Source organism: Aromatoleum buckelii (assembly GCF_012910785.2).
In the GTDB taxonomy this organism is placed as follows: Bacteria; Pseudomonadota; Gammaproteobacteria; order Burkholderiales; family Rhodocyclaceae; genus Aromatoleum; species Aromatoleum buckelii.
In genome coordinates this window covers 452,022-468,392 of the sequence record NZ_WTVH02000009.1, presented here as the reverse complement: position 1 = coordinate 468,392, position 16,371 = coordinate 452,022, and the positions used below count along the sequence as shown (strand labels likewise).

Genomic DNA, 16,371 nt, shown 5'->3' with positions numbered 1-16,371 from the left:
GCGAATTACTTGACGCGCGTCTCGAGCATCCTGATGAAACGGTCGAACAGGTAAGACACGTCGTGCGGTCCCGGACTCGCTTCCGGATGTCCCTGGAAGCAGAACGCCGGCACGTCGTTCCAGGCGAACCCCTGCAGGCTGCCGTCGAAGAGCGACACATGCGTTGCGCGGACATTCACCGGAAGGGTGTCGGGATCGACCGCGAAGCCATGGTTCTGGCTCGTGATCAGGACCTGCCCGGATTCGAGATCCTTGACCGGATGGTTCGCGCCATGGTGGCCGAACTTCATCTTGACCGTCCTGGCGCCGGCCGCAAGCGCCATCAACTGGTGGCCGAGACAGATGCCGAAGGTGGGGATGCCGCGCTCGAGGAACTTGCGCACTGCCGCGATCGCATAATCGCAGGCGCCCGGATCGCCTGGCCCATTCGACAGAAAAACGCCATCCGGATTGAGCGCGAAGACTTCGGCAGCCGGAGTCTGTGCCGGCACGACAGTGAGCCTGCAGCCCCGGCTCGCGAGCATCCGCAGGATGTTGCGCTTGACGCCGTAATCGTACGCGACGACGTGGTAGCGCCCGTCTCCCCGCTCGCTGTAGCCGCTGCCGAGCGCCCACTCGCCCTCGGTCCATTGGTACGGGCTTTCGGCGCAGACGACCTTGGCCAGGTCCATGCCGGCAAGACCGGGGAACGCGCGAGCTTCGGCGATCGCAGCCTCGGGATTCAAAGTGGCACCGTCGGCGGCAGTGACGAGGCAGCCGCCTTGCGCTCCTTTTTCACGCAACACGCGTGTCAGCTTGCGGGTGTCGAGCCCCGCGATCGCGATGATGTTCTCGGCCTTGAGATAGGCATCGAGAGTCTGATCCATGCGGAAATTCGACGGCAGTATCGGCAGGTCGCGGATCACCAGACCTGCGGCGTGAACACGCCCCGCTTCGACGTCTTCCCGATTGATGCCGGTGTTGCCGATATGCGGATAAGTCAGCGTTACGATCTGGCGGCAGTAGCTCGGGTCGGTGAGGATTTCCTGATAACCGGACATCGAGGTGTTGAACACCACCTCACCGACCGTGCTGCCGGCCGCACCGATTCCCTTGCCAAAAAATACCGTCCCGTCGGCAAGCGCTAGTAGGGCGGGCGGGGAAGCAGTCACGACAAACTCCTGAATTCAGCCGAAAAGACACGGGAAAAGCTATCGAGCCACCCCGAACGTGAAAAAAACGGGACGAGCCGACCGGCCAATCCCGCTTTCAAGAAGCCGCTAATTATAGCGTTTCGCGCCTGTCGAGGCAATCGCGCCCCTCGCAGTCCGGGCCGAATCAGCGCAGGCCGAGCACGTCTTGCATGTCGAACAGGCCACTCGAACGCCCCGCGAGAAAACGCGCCGCGCGCAGCGAACCGGAAGCATACGGCATGCGGCTGCCGGACTTGTGGGTGATCTCGATACGCTCGCCGATACCGGCGAACAGAACGGTGTGATCCCCGACGACGTCGCCGCCGCGAATCGTCGAAAAACCAATCGTCTCGGCCTTGCGCTCCCCGGTCACCCCTTCGCGCCCGTAAATCGCGCAGGTTTCCAGATCGCGCCCCAGTTCGCGTGCGACCACTTCGCCCATGCGCAACGCGGTACCCGACGGAGCATCGACCTTGAAGCGGTGATGCGCCTCGATCACTTCGACGTCGTAGCCGTCGTCGAGAATGCGGGCAGCCACTTCGAGCAGCTTGAACACCGCGTTCACACCCACTGCCATGTTCGGCGCGAACACGATCGGGATGGCTTGCGCCGCGGCGGCAATCGCTTCCTTCTCGGTCGGCGAGAAGCCGGTGGTGCCGATGACCATCGCCTTGCCGAGTGCGCGCGCGATGGCAAGGTGCGCGAGGGTGCCTTCCGGACGCGTGAAATCGATGACGCAGTCGGCCGCGGCGATCGCGGCGCGCGGATCGTCCGTGATGAGAACGTCGGTCGCGTTTCCGGACAGTTCGCCGGCGTCGCGTCCGATGAAAGTTGTGCCGGGACGGTCGAAGGCCGAAGCGAGCACCGCTCCCTCCTCCTTCAGCGTGGCTTCGATCAGCATCCGGCCCATCCGGCCGGATGCACCCGCTATGGCAATGCGCAATGGCAACATCAATGAATTCCTTTTGCTCGACATGATCGGGAGCCTCGCGCGATGCGCGATCGCTTCCAGGCCACCCGGGTCAATCCTCGGCGGCCGGCGCGATCTCGACGACTCGGCTGCGCTCGGCCTGCGGCGCAGCCGTCGCGGCTTGCGCATCGCCCGGCTCGATGTCCCCTTCGACGCGATCGAGCCGGTCGCTGACGAAAAAAACGCTCAGCGTGCGCTGCTGCGGTTCTCCCCTGCCGGGCTGGAAGCGGTAAACGTAATCCCAGCGATCGGGATGGAACACGTCGACGATCAGCGGCGTGCCGAGCGCAAACCGCACCTGCTCGCGCGTCATGCCCTTTTTCAGCCTGGCCACCATTTCCTGATCCACGTAGTTGCCCTGCCGCACGTCGATACGGTAGGGATTGATCTGGTCGGTGAGCGAGCTGATGGAACAACCGGCCAACAGGCCGAAGGCGGCGACAGCCGGCAGGAGAGTCACGAAGCGCATGGATGGAGTTCTTGGTCGGTGGCGCCAGACGGCGTATCGTTCAGGCAAAGGCGAAAAAATATATCATATGCGGGCACGAGCCATGACTTCTTGGCTCCGGGGCCACCCAGCGGGGCGACCATGTCAGAAAATTCGGAAAACCTGAAAAACATCGGCCTCAAGGCCACTTATCCGCGCCTGAAGATCCTCGATCTATTCCAGACGTCCGATCTGCGCCACCTGACTGCCGAAGACGTCTATCGTCTCCTGATTGCGGAGGGAATGGATATCGGCCTGGCGACGGTTTACCGCGTGCTCACCCAGTTCGAGCAGGCGGGCCTGCTCGAACGGCACTATTTCGAGTCGGGCAAGGCAGTGTTCGAACTCAAGAAAGGCGGCCATCACGATCACCTCGTGTGCGTGCAGTGCGGCAAGGTGGAAGAGTTTTTCGACGCGGAAATCGAGCGGCGACAAAACAGGATCGCCGAAGAGCGCGGTTTCATCGTCCGCGAACACGCGCTTTATCTGTACGCGGACTGCCTGAGAAAGGACTGTCCGAACCGCAAGCTGGAAGAGGAAGACTGAGCAGGAGGCCCCCCTTTCCCGGCGGTTTTCGCGGTAGCGGCAGAGGGCCTTGCGATCAACCTCCGGACGACTCCGCCCCGAGCATTTCCGCGGCGTGACGGCGGGTCGTCTCGGTGATGTTCACGCCGCCCAGCATGCGGGCGATCTCCTCGACCCGCGCTTCCCTGTCGAGCACGCGAACCGTGCTCAGGACTTCCGATCCGCGTTGCACTTTGGCGATGCTCCATTGCCAGTCGGCGCCCGCCGCCACTTGCGGCAGATGCGTCACGCACAGCACTTGGCGCTCCTGCCCGAGCCGGCGCAGCAACTGGCCGACGATCTCGGCGACGCGCCCGCCGATCCCGACATCGACCTCGTCGAATATCAGGGTCGGCGTTGCGGAGTCGCGGCTGGTGATGACCTGGATTGCGAGTCCGATGCGCGACAGCTCGCCCCCCGACGCGACTTTCGCGAGTGGGCGCAGTGACTGGTTCGGATTCGCGGCGACGCGGAATTCGACTGACTCCAAGCCGTAGGCCATCGGTGAGGCACAGGCTTCGAGCGCCACTTCGAATTTTCCGCCCGCCATCGCCAGCGTCTGCATCGCGTCGGTGATGTCGCGCGATAAAGCTTCGGCTACCGGCATACGTGCTGCGGAAAGACGCCGGGCCGCTGCCTCGTATTCGCCGTGGAGGCGCTTTTCCTCTTCGGCAAGGCGGGCCGGATCCGCGCGCGAGACGAGATCGTCGAGTTTTCGCGCCCAGTCAGCGCGGAGGTTCGGCAACTCGTCGGGGGCCACGCGGTGCTTGCGCGCCAGCGTCATGACGTCCTCGATGCGGCGCTCGATCTCGGCCAAGCGCTGAGGATCGAGGTCGAGCCGCTCGCGATAGCGCCGCAGCGCGTGCAGCGCCTCATCGGCCTGGATCGCCGCGCCGGCGACCAGATCGCGGACGTCGGCGAGATCGGAATCGATCTCGGCCATGCCATCGACCCGGACGCTGACGTGGCGCAGCTGCGAAGCGATCGCGAGATCGCCTTCACCGAGCGTCGCGAGCGCTTCGTCCGCTCCCTCGATCAAACCCGCCGCGTGGGCAAGACGTGCATGTTCGATATTGATCCGGCCCCACTCCTCAGTGCTGAACGCGAGCTCGTCGAGTTCGCGTATCTGCCAGGCAAGGAGTTCACGCTCACGCTCGGACGCCGCCGAATCGTGGTCCGCCGCACGACGCAGTTCGACGAGACGCTGCCACGCGTGGAAACGTGCGCTGACTTCCGCGGCGAGCGGCGCAGCGCCCGCGTGCATGTCGAGCAATGCGCGCTGCGCGTCGGGCTTGAGCAGCGCGTGATGGGCGTGCTGGCCATGAATGTCGGCAAGCCAGTCGCCCGCTTCACGCAACTGCCCCTGCGTGACCGGCACGCCATTGAGCCAGGCTCGCGAGCGCCCGCCGGCTTCGACCACCCGTCTCAGGATCACCGCTCCGTCATCCGCCGCCAGATCCTGCCCCGCGAGCCACTCGTTGAGCGGGCTCGACAGCGGCAGGTCGAACTCGGCCGCGATATCCGCCTTGCCGCATCCCGTGCGTACTGCCCCGGCGTCGGCACGCCCGCCCAAGGCAAGGCCGAGTGCGTCGAGCAGGATCGACTTGCCCGCCCCGGTTTCCCCGGTCAACGCGCCGAACCCCGCTTCGAACTCGAGCTCGAGGCGGTCGACGATCACGAAATCCCGAATGGTCAGGCGACGGAGCATGAGCGGTGGAGGGTTGAAAAAGGTTGGTGGTATGTCAGTCAGGGACGACGCGGCGTCGCGCTCCAGTGGAGCTTCTCGCGCAGCATGGCGAAATAGCTGTAGCCCTGCGGATGCAACAGGCGGACGACATCGGGCGAACGGGTAACTCGCAGCCGGTCGCCCGCGCGGGCGTCGAAGCGGGCCTGGCCATCGAAATGTATCCGGGCGTCATGCTGGGGCAACAGCACGATCTCGATATGGGAAGTGTCCGGCAACGTGACCGGACGCGCGGTGAGCGCGTGAGGACACAACGGCACCAGCGCGATCCCGCCGACGTTCGGATGGAGGATCGGCCCGTTGGCGGATAACGCGTATGCCGTCGAACCCGTCGGGGTCGCCAGGATCATCCCGTCCGAACGTTGCGTATAGACAAATTCGCCGTCGATCGACAGATCGAACTCGATCATCCGGCCTAGGTCGCCCTTGTTGATCACGACATCGTTGAGCGCGAGCGTCTGGAATACGCGCTGGCCGGCCCGCAGCACTTCAGCGTCGAGCATCGCCCGCGATTCCTCGATGTAGCGTCCCTCGAGGATCTCGGCGAGTTTCGGCAACGCTTCATCGCGCGAGATGTCGGTGAGGAAACCGAGCCTGCCCTGGTTGATTCCGACCAGCGGCACGCCGTGCTGGGACAGCCGGCGTGCGGTGTTGAGCATCGTGCCGTCGCCCCCCAGCACGACCGCGAGATCGGCCTGGGCGCCGATCTCGTCGTAGCTCGCCACGGCGAACTGACCGGCCATGCCAATGGAACTTGCAGTTCCCTGCTCGATCCACACGTCAAGTCCGCGCACTCGCAGGAATTCGGCGATGCGCAGCACTGCCTCCGCCACGTCGGGGCTCTGGTACTTGCCGATCAGTGCAACGACGCGGAAGTTCTTGCTCATGCGCGGATTAAACCACATCGCGTAATGCCTTGGCAGACGACAGCGCTCGTCCTCAGGCTGTTAGAATCATCGCAATAGTGCGTAACGGATCATGAAGCTGCTAGACCCCCGCTCACAGATACTGCTGAAGACCCTGATCGAACGATACATCGTCGAAGGTCAGCCGGTCGGCTCGCGTGCGCTTTCACGCTATTCCGGCCTCGAGCTGTCACCGGCGACGGTGCGCAACGTGATGAGCGACCTCGAGGAGATGGGTTTCATCACCAGCCCGCACACCTCGTCCGGGCGCATCCCGACCGCCCTGGGATACCGTTTCTTCGTCGATTCGCTGCTGACCGTGCAGCCGCTCGAGCAGGCGCGCGTGCGCGAACTCAAGGGCCAGTTGCAGCCCGATCAGCCGCAGCGCCTGATGAATTCCGCGTCGCACCTGCTGTCCGAACTCACCCAGTTCGCCGGCGTGGTCGTATCGCCGCGTCGCGATACCGTGAAGATCCGGCAGATCGAGTTCATCAGCCTCGCCGAGAACCGCATCCTGCTGATCATCGTGACCACGGCGGGGGACGTGCAGAACCGCATTCTGATCACGCGCCGCGCCTATTCGCCGGCGGAACTCGCCGAGGCGGCAAGCTATCTCACCGAGCACTTCGCCGGGCTCGGATTCGACGACATCCGCGCCCGCATCCGCGACGAACTCAAGCAGTTGCGCAGCGACATGAGCGAACTGATGACGGCCGCCGTCGAGGCCGGCAATGCGGCCGCCGAAGAGGACAGCGCGAGCTATGTGCTGTCGGGCGAAACCAACCTGCTCGACGTCGAGGATCTGTCGTCGAACATGGCGCGCCTGCGCAAACTGTTCAAGCTCTTCGAGCAGAAGACCGGCCTGATGCAGCTGCTCGACCTCTCGAACCGCGCGCAGGGCGTGCAGATCTTCATCGGCGACGAATCCGGGCTCTCGCAACTCGACGGCTGCAGCGTCGTCACCGCGGGCTACAAAGTCAACGGCAAAGTGGTGGGTTCGGTCGGCGTCATCGGCCCGACGCGCATGGCCTACGATCGGGTCATCCCGATCGTCGACATCACGGCGCGCCTCCTGTCGAACGCGCTCTCGAACCCCGGTTGAACGCTTCGGCCGCCCCAAAGGACTTGCATGGCCCGTTACTGGCCCGAACCCGCCCACACCCATGGCACGCCCGAGCGCACCGGCGTCCTGCTCGTCAATCTCGGCACCCCCGCAGCGCCTACGGCCGCGGCGGTTCGCCCTTATCTCAAGGAATTCCTCTCCGACCCGCGCGTCGTCGAGATCCCGCGCGTGATCTGGTGGCCGATTCTGAACGGTGTCATTCTCAACCTGCGCCCGAAGAAATCGGCCGAGAAATATGCGGCCGTCTGGAGCGACGCCGGCTCCCCGCTCAAGGTCCACACCGAACGACAGGCAAAGCTCCTTGCCGGATATCTCGGCCATGCAGGGGTCACCGGCGTCGTCGTCGACTGGGCGATGCGCTATGGGGCGCCTTCGATAGCCGATGCGCTCGTCCGCATGAAAGCCGACGGCTGCAGCCGAATTCTCGTCGTACCGCTGTATCCCCAGTATGCGGCGAGCACCACCGCGAGCGTCATCGACGAGGTCGCGCGCTGCCTGACCCACTGGCGCAACCTGCCCGAGATCCGCTATGTGCGGAACTTCCACGATCACCCCGGCTACGTCGCAGCGCTCGCGAAGAGCGTACGCGACCACTGGGCAAAACACGGCGAACCCGACCAGCTCGTGATGAGCTTTCACGGCATACCAAAGCGCTCGCTCGACCTTGGTGATCCTTACCACTGCGAGTGCCACGTTACGGCCCGCCTGCTCGCCGCGAAGCTCGACCTGCCGCCCGAGCGCTGGCAGCTCACTTTCCAGTCCCGTTTCGGCAAGGCGGAATGGCTGAAACCCTACACCCAGCCGACCCTCGAAGCACTCGGCCGCAAAGGAACCGACCGCGTCGATGTGATCTGCCCGGGGTTTGCTTCGGACTGCCTCGAAACCCTCGAGGAAATCGCCCTCGAATGCAGGACCGCGTTCCTCGGCGCCGGCGGCAAGGCCTTTCATTACATTCCCTGCCTCAACGAGCGACATGACTGGATAGCGGCACTGACCGACCTCGTCCGCAGCCGGATCGGCGACTGGCTGGAAGCGCCTGCGCCAGCGGCGGAACGCCTCGCGGCAACCGCGCAACGGGCACGTGCCGCAGGAGCGGAGCGCTGAAATGGATCCTCGTTTCAGACTCGCATTGCAGTGGCTGCTCAACGCGGTCGCGCTGATGCTGCTCCCGGAAGTCATCACCGACCTGCGCGTGGACAGCTATGCCGCAGCGCTCGTCACCGCGCTGCTGCTCGCGCTGATCAATACGCTGATCCGGCCGGTCCTGATCTTCATCACGCTGCCGATCACACTGCTGACACTCGGGCTGTTCACGCTGGTGATCAACGCATTGCTGTTCTGGGCCGTCGCGAGCCTCGTCGGTGGCGTGTACGTCCCGGACTTCTGGACGGCCTTCTGGGCCGCACTGCTCTACAGCCTGCTCACCTGGCTCGCGAGCGTGGCGCTGAGCGGGCGCGACGGCAGGCAGGTCCGCATCGTCACCGGGCGCCGGAATTGATCATGGCCTCGCGGGCCCTGCGATTTTCCCGGCTCAGTCATCGAGGATCTGCAGGTCGAGCCCGCCGGTTGCGGTCAGATCGCCGATAACGGCCGGCTCGCAATGCCTGGCAACTTCCCGCGCGACCCGCGCGAGTCGCCGCGCAACCGTCGTCGCGAGCAGCCGACGGAAAAGTTCCAGGACCTCTTCGGTCGCCAGGGCCAGCGCCGCCGGGTTGATCTCGATATAAGTCGTCGGCGCCACCGCGACCGCACTGAGCGGATGCCGGTGGTCGATCGTGTCGAGCCACGCCAGCTCGCCGAAGACCTCTCCCGGGCCGAGCCGCTGCACCCGGCGCCCTTCGACGGAGAGCTCCACTTCGCCAGCCACCACCACGCCGAAGCGCTGGTCGGCGTCGCGTTCGCGAATCAGCGTCGTCCGGGCCCCGACGCTGCGCCAGGTCGAAGTGCGCAGCACCTCCCACAGCTCCACATCGTCGAATTCGGTGAAGAACGCGAGCTTGCGCAGGGTCGCGAACCGCGTCGTGTCCTGCGGCCCGTCGTCGTCGACGACGATCTTGTAGCGCACCGCCGACAGGTCCTTCGCAAACTCGGCGCCGTTGCGGTAGCGCGAGTAAAGATCCTTCTCCAGCGCCTTGCGCAGCACCGTGTTCATCAACTCCGGCATGTCCGGGTTCAGCTGCGAAACCAGCGGAGGGTCCGCATTGATGATCTTGTAGATCAGCTGCGCCGGATTGGCCGCACGGAACGGCAAGCGACCCGTCAGCAAATGGAACAGCACGACGCCGAGGGAATACAGATCGGTTTTCTGGTTCAGCGGGTAGCCCTTGATCTGCTCGGGGCTCATGTAGGCGGGCGAACCGACGCCCATGATGAAAGTCGAGTCGGTCTCGACCTTCTTGTTGATGTTCAGCGCCAGGCCGAAATCGGTGATCTTTACGTTGTCGTTCTCGTCGACAAGGATGTTGGCCGGCTTGATGTCTCGGTGGACAACGCCTTGCCGGTATGCGTGATCGAGCGCCATGCAGCACTTGAAGACGATGCCGATCGTGCGATGAATCGGCAGCAGGCGTTCGAAGCTGCAGTAGCGTTCGAGCGACTCGCCGGGGAAATACTCCATCACCACGTAAGCCTGGTCCGGCTCGGTGACGACTTCATGGATGCGGACGATGTTCGGATGGTCGAGGCGGCTGACGACTGCCTGTTCGGCCTTCAGCAGCTTCAGCAGGCGACGGTTCCACTTCGCCTCGTCCCTGGCCTTGTCCTGGAAGCGGACGAGCTTGACGGCCAGCGGCTCCGGGTCATCCGGGGAGTCCACCTTGTAGACGGTGGCGGTCGCACCGCGCCCGACCTCCTCGAGGACCCGGTATTTTCCGATGCTGTGCGGAATCTCGCTCATCCTCGTTCCATGCCTTCCCGCCCGCAGTAAGCACTGCCTCGCGCCGTTCACGCAAAGGGGGGCGAATCGTGACACACCCGCCACCAAACCGGCAACTTTCGAAAAGTCGCTCGCCCTCTTGAAAAATGGAATCATGCCCCCAATTGGGCTCGGTCGAAGAACAAAGGGAGATTCCACCCATGCAGGAAAACAAGCAGCCTTCCGAAATCCAGGGCGAACTGCCCGAGCCTTCCGAGGGCGAGTCCGTGCCGCCGCAGCCGGCGAACGAACAGGCGAACGCGGATATGGACACGATGCCGCGCCTTGAGGAAACCCTGCGTCAGGCCGAACTGAAAGCCGCCGAACACCACGACGCATGGCTGCGAGCCCGCGCCGAAACCGAGAACGTCCGCCGTCGGGCGCAGGAAGACATCGCCAAGGCGTCGAAGTTTGCCGCCGAGAAATTCGCTGGCGGCATGCTTCCGGTCAAGGACAGTCTCGAAGCTGCGCTCGCGAGCGAGAAGCAGACTCTGGAGAGCCTGCGGGAAGGGGTTGAACTGACGCTCAAGCAACTGAACGCTGCGTTCCAGAACGCGGGCCTCGCCGAAGAAGACCCGGCGGGGCAAAAGTTCGACCCGAACAAGCACCAGGCGATCAGCGCGATCGAAGCCGAAGGCGAGCCGAACACGGTCCTCAGCGTACTGCAGAAAGGCTACCTGCTGCACGGCCGCGTGATCCGTCCGGCAATGGTGATGGTCTCGAAAGCCAAGGGTACGTAAGCCTCGCCGCGGATGCTTGAAATCCGGCGCGGCGCCCCGATCTACTGAACAACGAAAATCCGGTGAGGCGTGGTTAGGCGACGCCAGGCGTCCTCCGCCTCACCCTTCACCCCTCACTTGAAAGGAACGGCAATGGGAAAAATCATCGGTATCGACCTGGGCACGACGAATAGCTGCGTCGCCGTAATGGAAGGCGGCAAGCCCAAGGTCATCGAAAACTCCGAAGGCGCGCGCACCACCCCGTCCGTCGTCGCGTACGCGGAGGACGGCGAGATCCTGACCGGCGCACCGGCCAAGCGCCAGGCGGTCACGAACGCGAAGAACACGCTGTTCGCGGTCAAGCGCCTGATCGGCCGCCGCTTCGAAGAGAAGGAAGTGCAGAAGGACATCGACCTGATGCCCTACACGATCTGCAAGGCCGACAACGGCGACGCGTGGGTCGAAGTGCGCGGCAAGAAGATCGCGCCGCCGCAGGTGTCCGCCGAAGTGCTGCGCAAGATGAAGAAGACCGCCGAGGACTACCTCGGCGAGGAAGTCACTGAAGCCGTCATCACGGTGCCGGCCTACTTCAACGACAGCCAGCGCCAGGCGACCAAGGACGCCGGCCGCATCGCCGGGCTGGAAGTCAAGCGCATCATCAACGAGCCGACCGCGGCGGCGCTCGCGTTCGGCATGGACAAGAAGCCGGGCGACTCGAAGATCGCGGTGTATGACCTCGGCGGCGGCACGTTCGACATCTCGATCATCGAGATCGCCGACATCGACGGTGAACACCAGTTCGAAGTGCTCGCGACCAACGGCGACACTTTCCTCGGCGGCGAGGACTTCGACCAGCGCCTGATCGACTACATCGTCACCGAGTTCAAGAAGGAACAGGGCGTCGACCTGAAGAAGGACGTGCTCGCGCTGCAGCGCCTGAAGGAAGCAGCCGAGAAGGCGAAGATCGAGCTGTCGTCGGGCCAGCAGACCGAAGTCAACCTGCCGTACATCACCGCTGACGCGTCGGGTCCGAAGCATCTCGCGGTGAAGATCACGCGCGCGAAATTCGAATCGCTCGTCGAAGAGCTGGTTCAGCGCACGATCGAGCCGTGCCGCATCGCGCTGAAGGACGCCGGCCTCAAGATCACCGACATCGACGACGTCATCCTCGTCGGCGGCCAGACCCGGATGCCGAAGGTGCAGGAGAAGGTCAAGGAGTTCTTCGGCAAGGAAGCGCGCCGCGACGTGAATCCCGACGAAGCCGTTGCCGTCGGCGCAGCGATCCAGGGCGGCGTGCTGCAGGGCGAAGTCAAGGACGTGTTGCTGCTCGACGTGACCCCCCTGTCGCTCGGCATCGAGACGCTCGGCGGCGTGATGACGAAGCTGATCCAGAAGAACACCACGGTGCCGACCAAGGCGAGCCAGGTGTTCTCCACCGCCGACGACAACCAGTCGGCGGTGACGATCCACGTGCTGCAGGGCGAACGCGAAATGGCCTCCGGCAACAAGAGCCTCGGCCAGTTCAACCTGTCGGACATCCCGCCCGCGCCGCGCGGCATGCCGCAGATCGAGGTCACGTTCGACATCGACGCGAACGGCATCCTGCACGTGTCGGCGAAGGACAAGGCGACCGGCAAGGAGAACAAGATCAAGATCCAGGCGAACTCGGGCCTGTCCGAGGACGAGATCAAGCGCATGGTGCAGGACGCCGCGGCGCACGCCGAGGAAGACAAGAAGGCCCACGAGCTGGTCGATACCCGCAATCAGTGCGACGCACTGGTGCATTCGGTGAAGAAATCGCTGACCGAATACGGCGACAAGATCGGCGCCGACGAGAAGGAAAAGATCGAACAGGCGATGAAGGACGCGGAAGAGGCGCTGAAGAGCAACGACAAGGACACGATCGAAGCCCGGATGCAGGCTCTAGCGACGGCCAGCCAGAAGCTCGGCGAGCAGATGTACGCGCAGTCGCAGGGCGGCGCCGAAGGCGGTGCCACGGGCGAGGCAGCTGGCGGCGGCGCCGCGGGCGGCTCGAAGGCTGCGGATGCCGACGTCGTCGACGCCGAGTTCACCGAAGTCAAAGACAAGAAGTAATCGCTCGCCGGAAGGCGAGATGTCGGCCGAGCCCCTGCCGGTGCCCCTCGCACCGGCCGGCTCGGCCTTTTGCATGATCTGGAGACCCTCCCGGTCTCACAGCCTGAGCGGACCAAGATGGCAAAAAGGGATTACTACGAGGTGCTGGGTGTCAACCGCGACGCCTCGGATGACGAGATCAAGAAGGCCTACCGCAAGCTGGCCATGAAGCATCATCCGGACCGCAATCCGGACAACAAGGACTCCGAGGACCACTTCAAGGAAGCGAAAAACGCGTACGAGATCCTGTCCGATGCGCAAAAGCGTGCTGCGTACGACCGCTACGGACACGCGGGCGTCGATTCGTCTGCGGGCGCCGGGCCGGGCGGGCAGGGTTTCGAAGGGTTCGCCGACGCGTTTTCGGACATCTTCGGCGATATTTTCGGCGGCGCAGGCGGCGGCGGACGCGGACGGTCGAACGTGTATCGCGGCGCAGATCTTCGCTACAACCTCGAAATCTCTCTCGAAGAAGCGGCCCGCGGCGCCGACAAGACGATCCGCATCCCGACCGTCGAGGAATGCGAAACCTGCCATGGCAGCGGCGCGAAACCCGGCACGCAGCCGAAGCCCTGCCCCACCTGCGGCGGCGCCGGCCAGGTACGCATCCAGCAAGGCTTCTTCTCGATCCAGCAGACCTGCCCGAAGTGCCACGGCACGGGACGGATCATTCCGGACCCGTGCCGCGACTGCGGCGGCGCTGGCCGAGTGAAGCGGCAGAAGACGCTGGAAGTGAAGATCCCGGCGGGAATCGACGAAGGAATGCGTCTGCGCCACGCCGGTCACGGCGAACCGGGTGTCAATGGCGGGCCACCGGGAGACCTGTACGTCGAGATCCATATCCGCGCCCACCCGGTATTCCAGCGCGACCACGACGACCTGCATTGCGAGATGCCGATCAGCATCACGACCGCGGCGCTCGGCGGCGAGATCGAAATCCCGACGCTCGAAGGCATGGCACGGCTGAAAATTCCCGCTGAGACGCAGAGCGGCAAAGTGTTCCGGCTGCGCGGGAAGGGAATTCGCAACGTCCGCTCGCAGGGGCATGGCGACCTGATGTGCCATGTCGTCGTCGAGACCCCGGTCAATCTTACGGAACGTCAGAAAGAGCTGTTGCGCGAATTCGAGGAGGTTTCCAGCTCGGACGCCGACCGCCACAACCCGAAGGCAAAATCCTGGATGGACAAGGTCAAGGACTTCTTCGGCGCCTGAGCGGCAAGCTCACCGCGGCAAATCGACACCTGCCCCGGGGGCTCGCGTCGCGAGTCGCCGGGAAACAACGCGTTCAGGCGCGGCGCCAGATCGTGCCTTGCGGCGTATCCTCGAGGACGATTCCGGCCGCGAGCAGTTGCGCGCGGATCCGGTCGGCCTCCGCGTAGTCCTTCGACTTCTTCGCCAACGCGCGGCGCTCGATCATCGACTCGATCGCGACGCCTTCCCCCTCATCCGGTTCGCCGGCCATCCTGCCTTGAAGGAAGTTCGCCGGCTCACGCGCGAGCAGGCCGAGCACGCCTCCCAGCCCCTTCAACTGCGCCGCGATCGCGGCGGATCCGCTGCGGTTGGCTTCGTTCGCGAGTTCGAAAAGCACCGCCACCGCTTCCGCAGTGTTGAAATCGTCGTCCATCGCGGCGCGGAATCGCACCGCATGCGGTTCATCCCAGTCGACTTGCGCATCGGACGGCTCGACGTTGCGCAACGCGGTATAGAGGCGTGTCAGCGCCTGGCGCGCGTCTTCGAGGTGCGCGTCGGAATAATTCAGCGGGCTGCGGTAGTGCGCGCGCAGGATGAAAAAGCGGACGACTTCAGGGTCGAAACGCTCGAGGACGTTGCGGATCGTGAAGAAGTTGCCGAGCGATTTCGACATCTTTTCGTCGTCGACCCGGACAAAACCGTTGTGCATCCAGTAATTGACGAACGTATGCCCGTGCGCGCCCTCGGACTGCGCGATCTCGTTTTCGTGATGAGGAAACTGCAGGTCCTGACCGCCGCCATGGATGTCGAACTGTTCACCCAGCAGGTCCGAACTCATCGCCGAGCACTCGATGTGCCAGCCGGGGCGCCCCGCTCCCCACGGCGACGCCCATTTGACTTCATCGGGCTCGTCGGTCCGGGCATGCTTCCACAGCACGAAATCGAGTGGATCCTGCTTGTCGCCGGCAACTTCGACGCGCTCGCCGGCGCGCAGCTCGTCGAGCGACTTGCCGGAAAGCCGGCCATAGCTGTCGAATTTTCGAACCGAGTAGCACACGTCGCGGTTCCCGGCGACATAGGCGAGCCCTTTGTCCCGCAAGCGGCCGATGAGTGACTGCATCTGCGCCACATATTCCGTCGCACGCGGCTCGTGGTCGGGCCGCAGCACGCCGAGCGCATCCGCATCCTCATGCATCGCGGCAATGAACCGGTCCGTCAGCGTGCGGATCGATTCACCTTTCTCGCCCGCCCGCCTGATGATCTTGTCGTCGATGTCGGTGATGTTCCGCACGTACGTGAGTTCGAAACCGCTCGCCCGCAACCAGCGCGCTACCATGTCGAAGACCACCATCACGCGCGCATGCCCGAGGTGGCAATAGTCATAGACCGTCATCCCGCAGACGTACATCCGCACCTTGCCCGGGTCGATCGGAACGAAGGCTTCCTTTCTTCGTGTCAGCGTATTGTGAATGTGCAGCATGTTTCTTCCGCCTGGTCGGGTTCTGGCAGCCGATTCGCAGGTCGCGAATGGAATCGGCAACCGCCACCGATACAACAAAAAAGGCGGTACCCGTCGGTCCGCCCCAGCCGTTTCGCCTCCATCACTCGATTGCGATGCGGCGCAGATTTCTTTGATAGAATGTGCTCGATCCGCGCGGATTTCACGGAAAGTCGCGGTGATTCTAGCATAACGACAACATGTTCCGAGCCGGAGCGGGTTCGAATCCCTTCGTTGCACCGACTCACCCGTGCGGCTCTCAACACGACCCGGCGCAGGGCCCGACGATCACAGAACGCCTCGCCCGATAAAATGTCTTCTCCGCTCCTCCACTCCTCACTCCTGGAAACCCGACGATGAAGCGCCTGCTCGCCTCACTCTTTCTGTTCGGTTGGCTCATTTCCGCCGGCGCAGCCAACCCGGTTGTCGAGATGCGGACCAGCGAAGGTCCGGTGGTGATCGAACTTTTCGCCGACAAGGCACCCAAATCCGTCGCGAACTTCATTGAATACGTGAAGAGCGGCCACTTCAACGGCACCATTTTCCATCGCGTCATCGACGGATTCATGGTTCAGGGCGGCGGCTTCGACGCGGCGATGCGGCAGAAACCTACCCGCGCCCCGATCGAGAACGAAGCGAAGAACGGCCTGCGCAACGAAGCCGGCACGCTCGCCATGGCCCGCACGGCCGATCCTCATTCGGCGAGCGCACAATTCTTCATCAACCTCGTCGACAACCGCTTTCTCGACTACCCGGCCCGTGACGGCTGGGGGTATGCGGTTTTCGGCGAAGTCACCGAGGGGTTCGACGTCGTGCAGAAAATCGGCCGGCTTCCGACCCGCACCGTGAATGGCATGCAGAATGTTCCCGAGCAGCCGGTCACGATCGAATCGGTCCGCATCGTGGACGCGGCGCCGGCAAAATCCCCCCAGCAGTAAGCCCAACCAGGAGCTT

At 64.0% G+C, this 16,371-nt stretch carries 15 protein-coding genes; 8 read left to right on the top strand and 7 right to left on the bottom strand.

Going from position 1 to position 16,371, the window contains the following annotated elements:
• Nucleotides 1-5 precede the first annotated feature (5 nt).
• The 3 genes from carA to GO608_RS08335 form a co-directional block, all read right to left on the bottom strand.
• Nucleotides 6-1,151 carry a glutamine-hydrolyzing carbamoyl-phosphate synthase small subunit gene (carA, locus tag GO608_RS08345; RefSeq protein ID WP_169197419.1) on the bottom strand — a complete coding sequence of 382 codons (1,146 nt, stop codon included), beginning with the start codon at nucleotides 1,149-1,151 and terminating at the stop codon, nucleotides 6-8.
• Between the two features lie 166 nt (nucleotides 1,152-1,317).
• Nucleotides 1,318-2,124 (bottom strand): 4-hydroxy-tetrahydrodipicolinate reductase, encoded by an 807-nt coding sequence (gene dapB, locus GO608_RS08340; protein WP_169197420.1) that lies wholly within the window; start codon nucleotides 2,122-2,124, stop codon nucleotides 1,318-1,320.
• Between the two features lie 70 nt (nucleotides 2,125-2,194).
• Nucleotides 2,195-2,611: an outer membrane protein assembly factor BamE gene (locus GO608_RS08335; RefSeq protein ID WP_169197421.1), complete on the bottom strand. Its 417-nt coding sequence runs from the start codon at nucleotides 2,609-2,611 to the stop codon at nucleotides 2,195-2,197.
• 120 nt (nucleotides 2,612-2,731) lie between these two features.
• Between GO608_RS08335 and fur the strand changes: the two genes are divergently transcribed.
• Nucleotides 2,732-3,175 carry a ferric iron uptake transcriptional regulator gene (gene fur, locus GO608_RS08330; RefSeq protein ID WP_011238530.1) on the top strand — a complete coding sequence of 148 codons (444 nt, stop codon included), beginning with the start codon at nucleotides 2,732-2,734 and terminating at the stop codon, nucleotides 3,173-3,175.
• A 55-nt stretch (nucleotides 3,176-3,230) separates the two neighbouring features.
• On the opposite strand, the gene recN is transcribed toward fur, so the two are convergent.
• Both recN and GO608_RS08320 read right to left on the bottom strand, forming a co-directional pair.
• The gene (recN, locus tag GO608_RS08325; RefSeq protein WP_169197422.1) at nucleotides 3,231-4,901 is read right to left on the bottom strand and encodes a DNA repair protein RecN; all 1,671 of its coding nucleotides are present in this window, start codon (nucleotides 4,899-4,901) and stop codon (nucleotides 3,231-3,233) included.
• A 38-nt stretch (nucleotides 4,902-4,939) separates the two neighbouring features.
• Nucleotides 4,940-5,824 (bottom strand): NAD kinase, encoded by an 885-nt coding sequence (locus GO608_RS08320; RefSeq protein ID WP_169197423.1) that lies wholly within the window; start codon nucleotides 5,822-5,824, stop codon nucleotides 4,940-4,942.
• 91 nt (nucleotides 5,825-5,915) lie between these two features.
• On the opposite strand from GO608_RS08320, the gene hrcA reads away from it, so the two are divergent.
• From hrcA to GO608_RS08305, 3 genes are read left to right on the top strand one after another with little or no spacing between them, the layout of a single operon-like run.
• Nucleotides 5,916-6,944, top strand: a complete 1,029-nt coding sequence (gene hrcA, locus GO608_RS08315; protein WP_169197424.1) for a heat-inducible transcriptional repressor HrcA — start codon at nucleotides 5,916-5,918, stop codon at nucleotides 6,942-6,944.
• Between the two features lie 27 nt (nucleotides 6,945-6,971).
• On the top strand, nucleotides 6,972-8,069 hold the full coding sequence (hemH, locus tag GO608_RS08310; RefSeq protein ID WP_169197425.1) for a ferrochelatase: 1,098 nt from the start codon (nucleotides 6,972-6,974) through the stop codon (nucleotides 8,067-8,069).
• Nucleotide 8,070: 1 nt separating this feature from the next.
• Complete coding sequence (locus GO608_RS08305; RefSeq protein WP_169197426.1) at nucleotides 8,071-8,463, top strand: phage holin family protein; 393 nt, start codon at nucleotides 8,071-8,073, stop codon at nucleotides 8,461-8,463.
• A gap of 33 nt (nucleotides 8,464-8,496) precedes the next feature.
• On the opposite strand, the gene GO608_RS08300 is transcribed toward GO608_RS08305, so the two are convergent.
• Nucleotides 8,497-9,861 (bottom strand): protein kinase domain-containing protein, encoded by a 1,365-nt coding sequence (locus tag GO608_RS08300; protein ID WP_169197427.1) that lies wholly within the window; start codon nucleotides 9,859-9,861, stop codon nucleotides 8,497-8,499.
• A gap of 179 nt (nucleotides 9,862-10,040) precedes the next feature.
• On the opposite strand from GO608_RS08300, the gene grpE reads away from it, so the two are divergent.
• The 3 genes from grpE to dnaJ all read left to right on the top strand — a co-directional run bounded on the left by grpE (nucleotide 10,041) and on the right by dnaJ (nucleotide 13,940).
• Complete coding sequence (grpE, locus tag GO608_RS08295) at nucleotides 10,041-10,619, top strand: nucleotide exchange factor GrpE (protein WP_169197428.1); 579 nt, start codon at nucleotides 10,041-10,043, stop codon at nucleotides 10,617-10,619.
• 132 nt (nucleotides 10,620-10,751) lie between these two features.
• Nucleotides 10,752-12,692: a molecular chaperone DnaK gene (dnaK, locus tag GO608_RS08290; RefSeq protein ID WP_169197429.1), complete on the top strand. Its 1,941-nt coding sequence runs from the start codon at nucleotides 10,752-10,754 to the stop codon at nucleotides 12,690-12,692.
• Between the two features lie 117 nt (nucleotides 12,693-12,809).
• Entirely contained in the window at nucleotides 12,810-13,940 is a 1,131-nt protein-coding gene (dnaJ, locus tag GO608_RS08285) for a molecular chaperone DnaJ (RefSeq protein WP_169197430.1), read from the top strand.
• A 73-nt stretch (nucleotides 13,941-14,013) separates the two neighbouring features.
• On the opposite strand, the gene cysS is transcribed toward dnaJ, so the two are convergent.
• Nucleotides 14,014-15,399, bottom strand: a complete 1,386-nt coding sequence (gene cysS / locus GO608_RS08280) for a cysteine--tRNA ligase (protein ID WP_169197431.1) — start codon at nucleotides 15,397-15,399, stop codon at nucleotides 14,014-14,016.
• Nucleotides 15,400-15,773: 374 nt separating this feature from the next.
• On the opposite strand from cysS, the gene GO608_RS08275 reads away from it, so the two are divergent.
• Nucleotides 15,774-16,355, top strand: coding sequence for a peptidylprolyl isomerase (locus GO608_RS08275; protein WP_169197432.1), 582 nt, complete (start codon nucleotides 15,774-15,776; stop codon nucleotides 16,353-16,355).
• The last annotated feature ends 16 nt before the right edge of the window (nucleotides 16,356-16,371 follow it).

What these genes read in the sequence shown, in the direction of transcription:
- dapB (WP_169197420.1), bottom strand. Translation starts at nt 2,124, where the DNA reads ATGTTGCCATTGCGCATTGCCATAGCGGGTGCATCCGGCCGGATGGGC.
- GO608_RS08335 (WP_169197421.1), bottom strand. Translation starts at nt 2,611, where the DNA reads ATGCGCTTCGTGACTCTCCTGCCGGCTGTCGCCGCCTTCGGCCTGTTG.
- fur (WP_011238530.1), top strand. Translation starts at nt 2,732, where the DNA reads ATGTCAGAAAATTCGGAAAACCTGAAAAACATCGGCCTCAAGGCCACT.
- recN (WP_169197422.1), bottom strand. Translation starts at nt 4,901, where the DNA reads ATGCTCCGTCGCCTGACCATTCGGGATTTCGTGATCGTCGACCGCCTC.
- GO608_RS08320 (WP_169197423.1), bottom strand. Translation starts at nt 5,824, where the DNA reads ATGAGCAAGAACTTCCGCGTCGTTGCACTGATCGGCAAGTACCAGAGC.
- hrcA (WP_169197424.1), top strand. Translation starts at nt 5,916, where the DNA reads ATGAAGCTGCTAGACCCCCGCTCACAGATACTGCTGAAGACCCTGATC.
- hemH (WP_169197425.1), top strand. Translation starts at nt 6,972, where the DNA reads ATGGCCCGTTACTGGCCCGAACCCGCCCACACCCATGGCACGCCCGAG.
- GO608_RS08305 (WP_169197426.1), top strand. Translation starts at nt 8,071, where the DNA reads ATGGATCCTCGTTTCAGACTCGCATTGCAGTGGCTGCTCAACGCGGTC.
- GO608_RS08300 (WP_169197427.1), bottom strand. Translation starts at nt 9,861, where the DNA reads ATGAGCGAGATTCCGCACAGCATCGGAAAATACCGGGTCCTCGAGGAG.
- grpE (WP_169197428.1), top strand. Translation starts at nt 10,041, where the DNA reads ATGCAGGAAAACAAGCAGCCTTCCGAAATCCAGGGCGAACTGCCCGAG.
- dnaK (WP_169197429.1), top strand. Translation starts at nt 10,752, where the DNA reads ATGGGAAAAATCATCGGTATCGACCTGGGCACGACGAATAGCTGCGTC.
- dnaJ (WP_169197430.1), top strand. Translation starts at nt 12,810, where the DNA reads ATGGCAAAAAGGGATTACTACGAGGTGCTGGGTGTCAACCGCGACGCC.
- cysS (WP_169197431.1), bottom strand. Translation starts at nt 15,399, where the DNA reads ATGCTGCACATTCACAATACGCTGACACGAAGAAAGGAAGCCTTCGTT.
- GO608_RS08275 (WP_169197432.1), top strand. Translation starts at nt 15,774, where the DNA reads ATGAAGCGCCTGCTCGCCTCACTCTTTCTGTTCGGTTGGCTCATTTCC.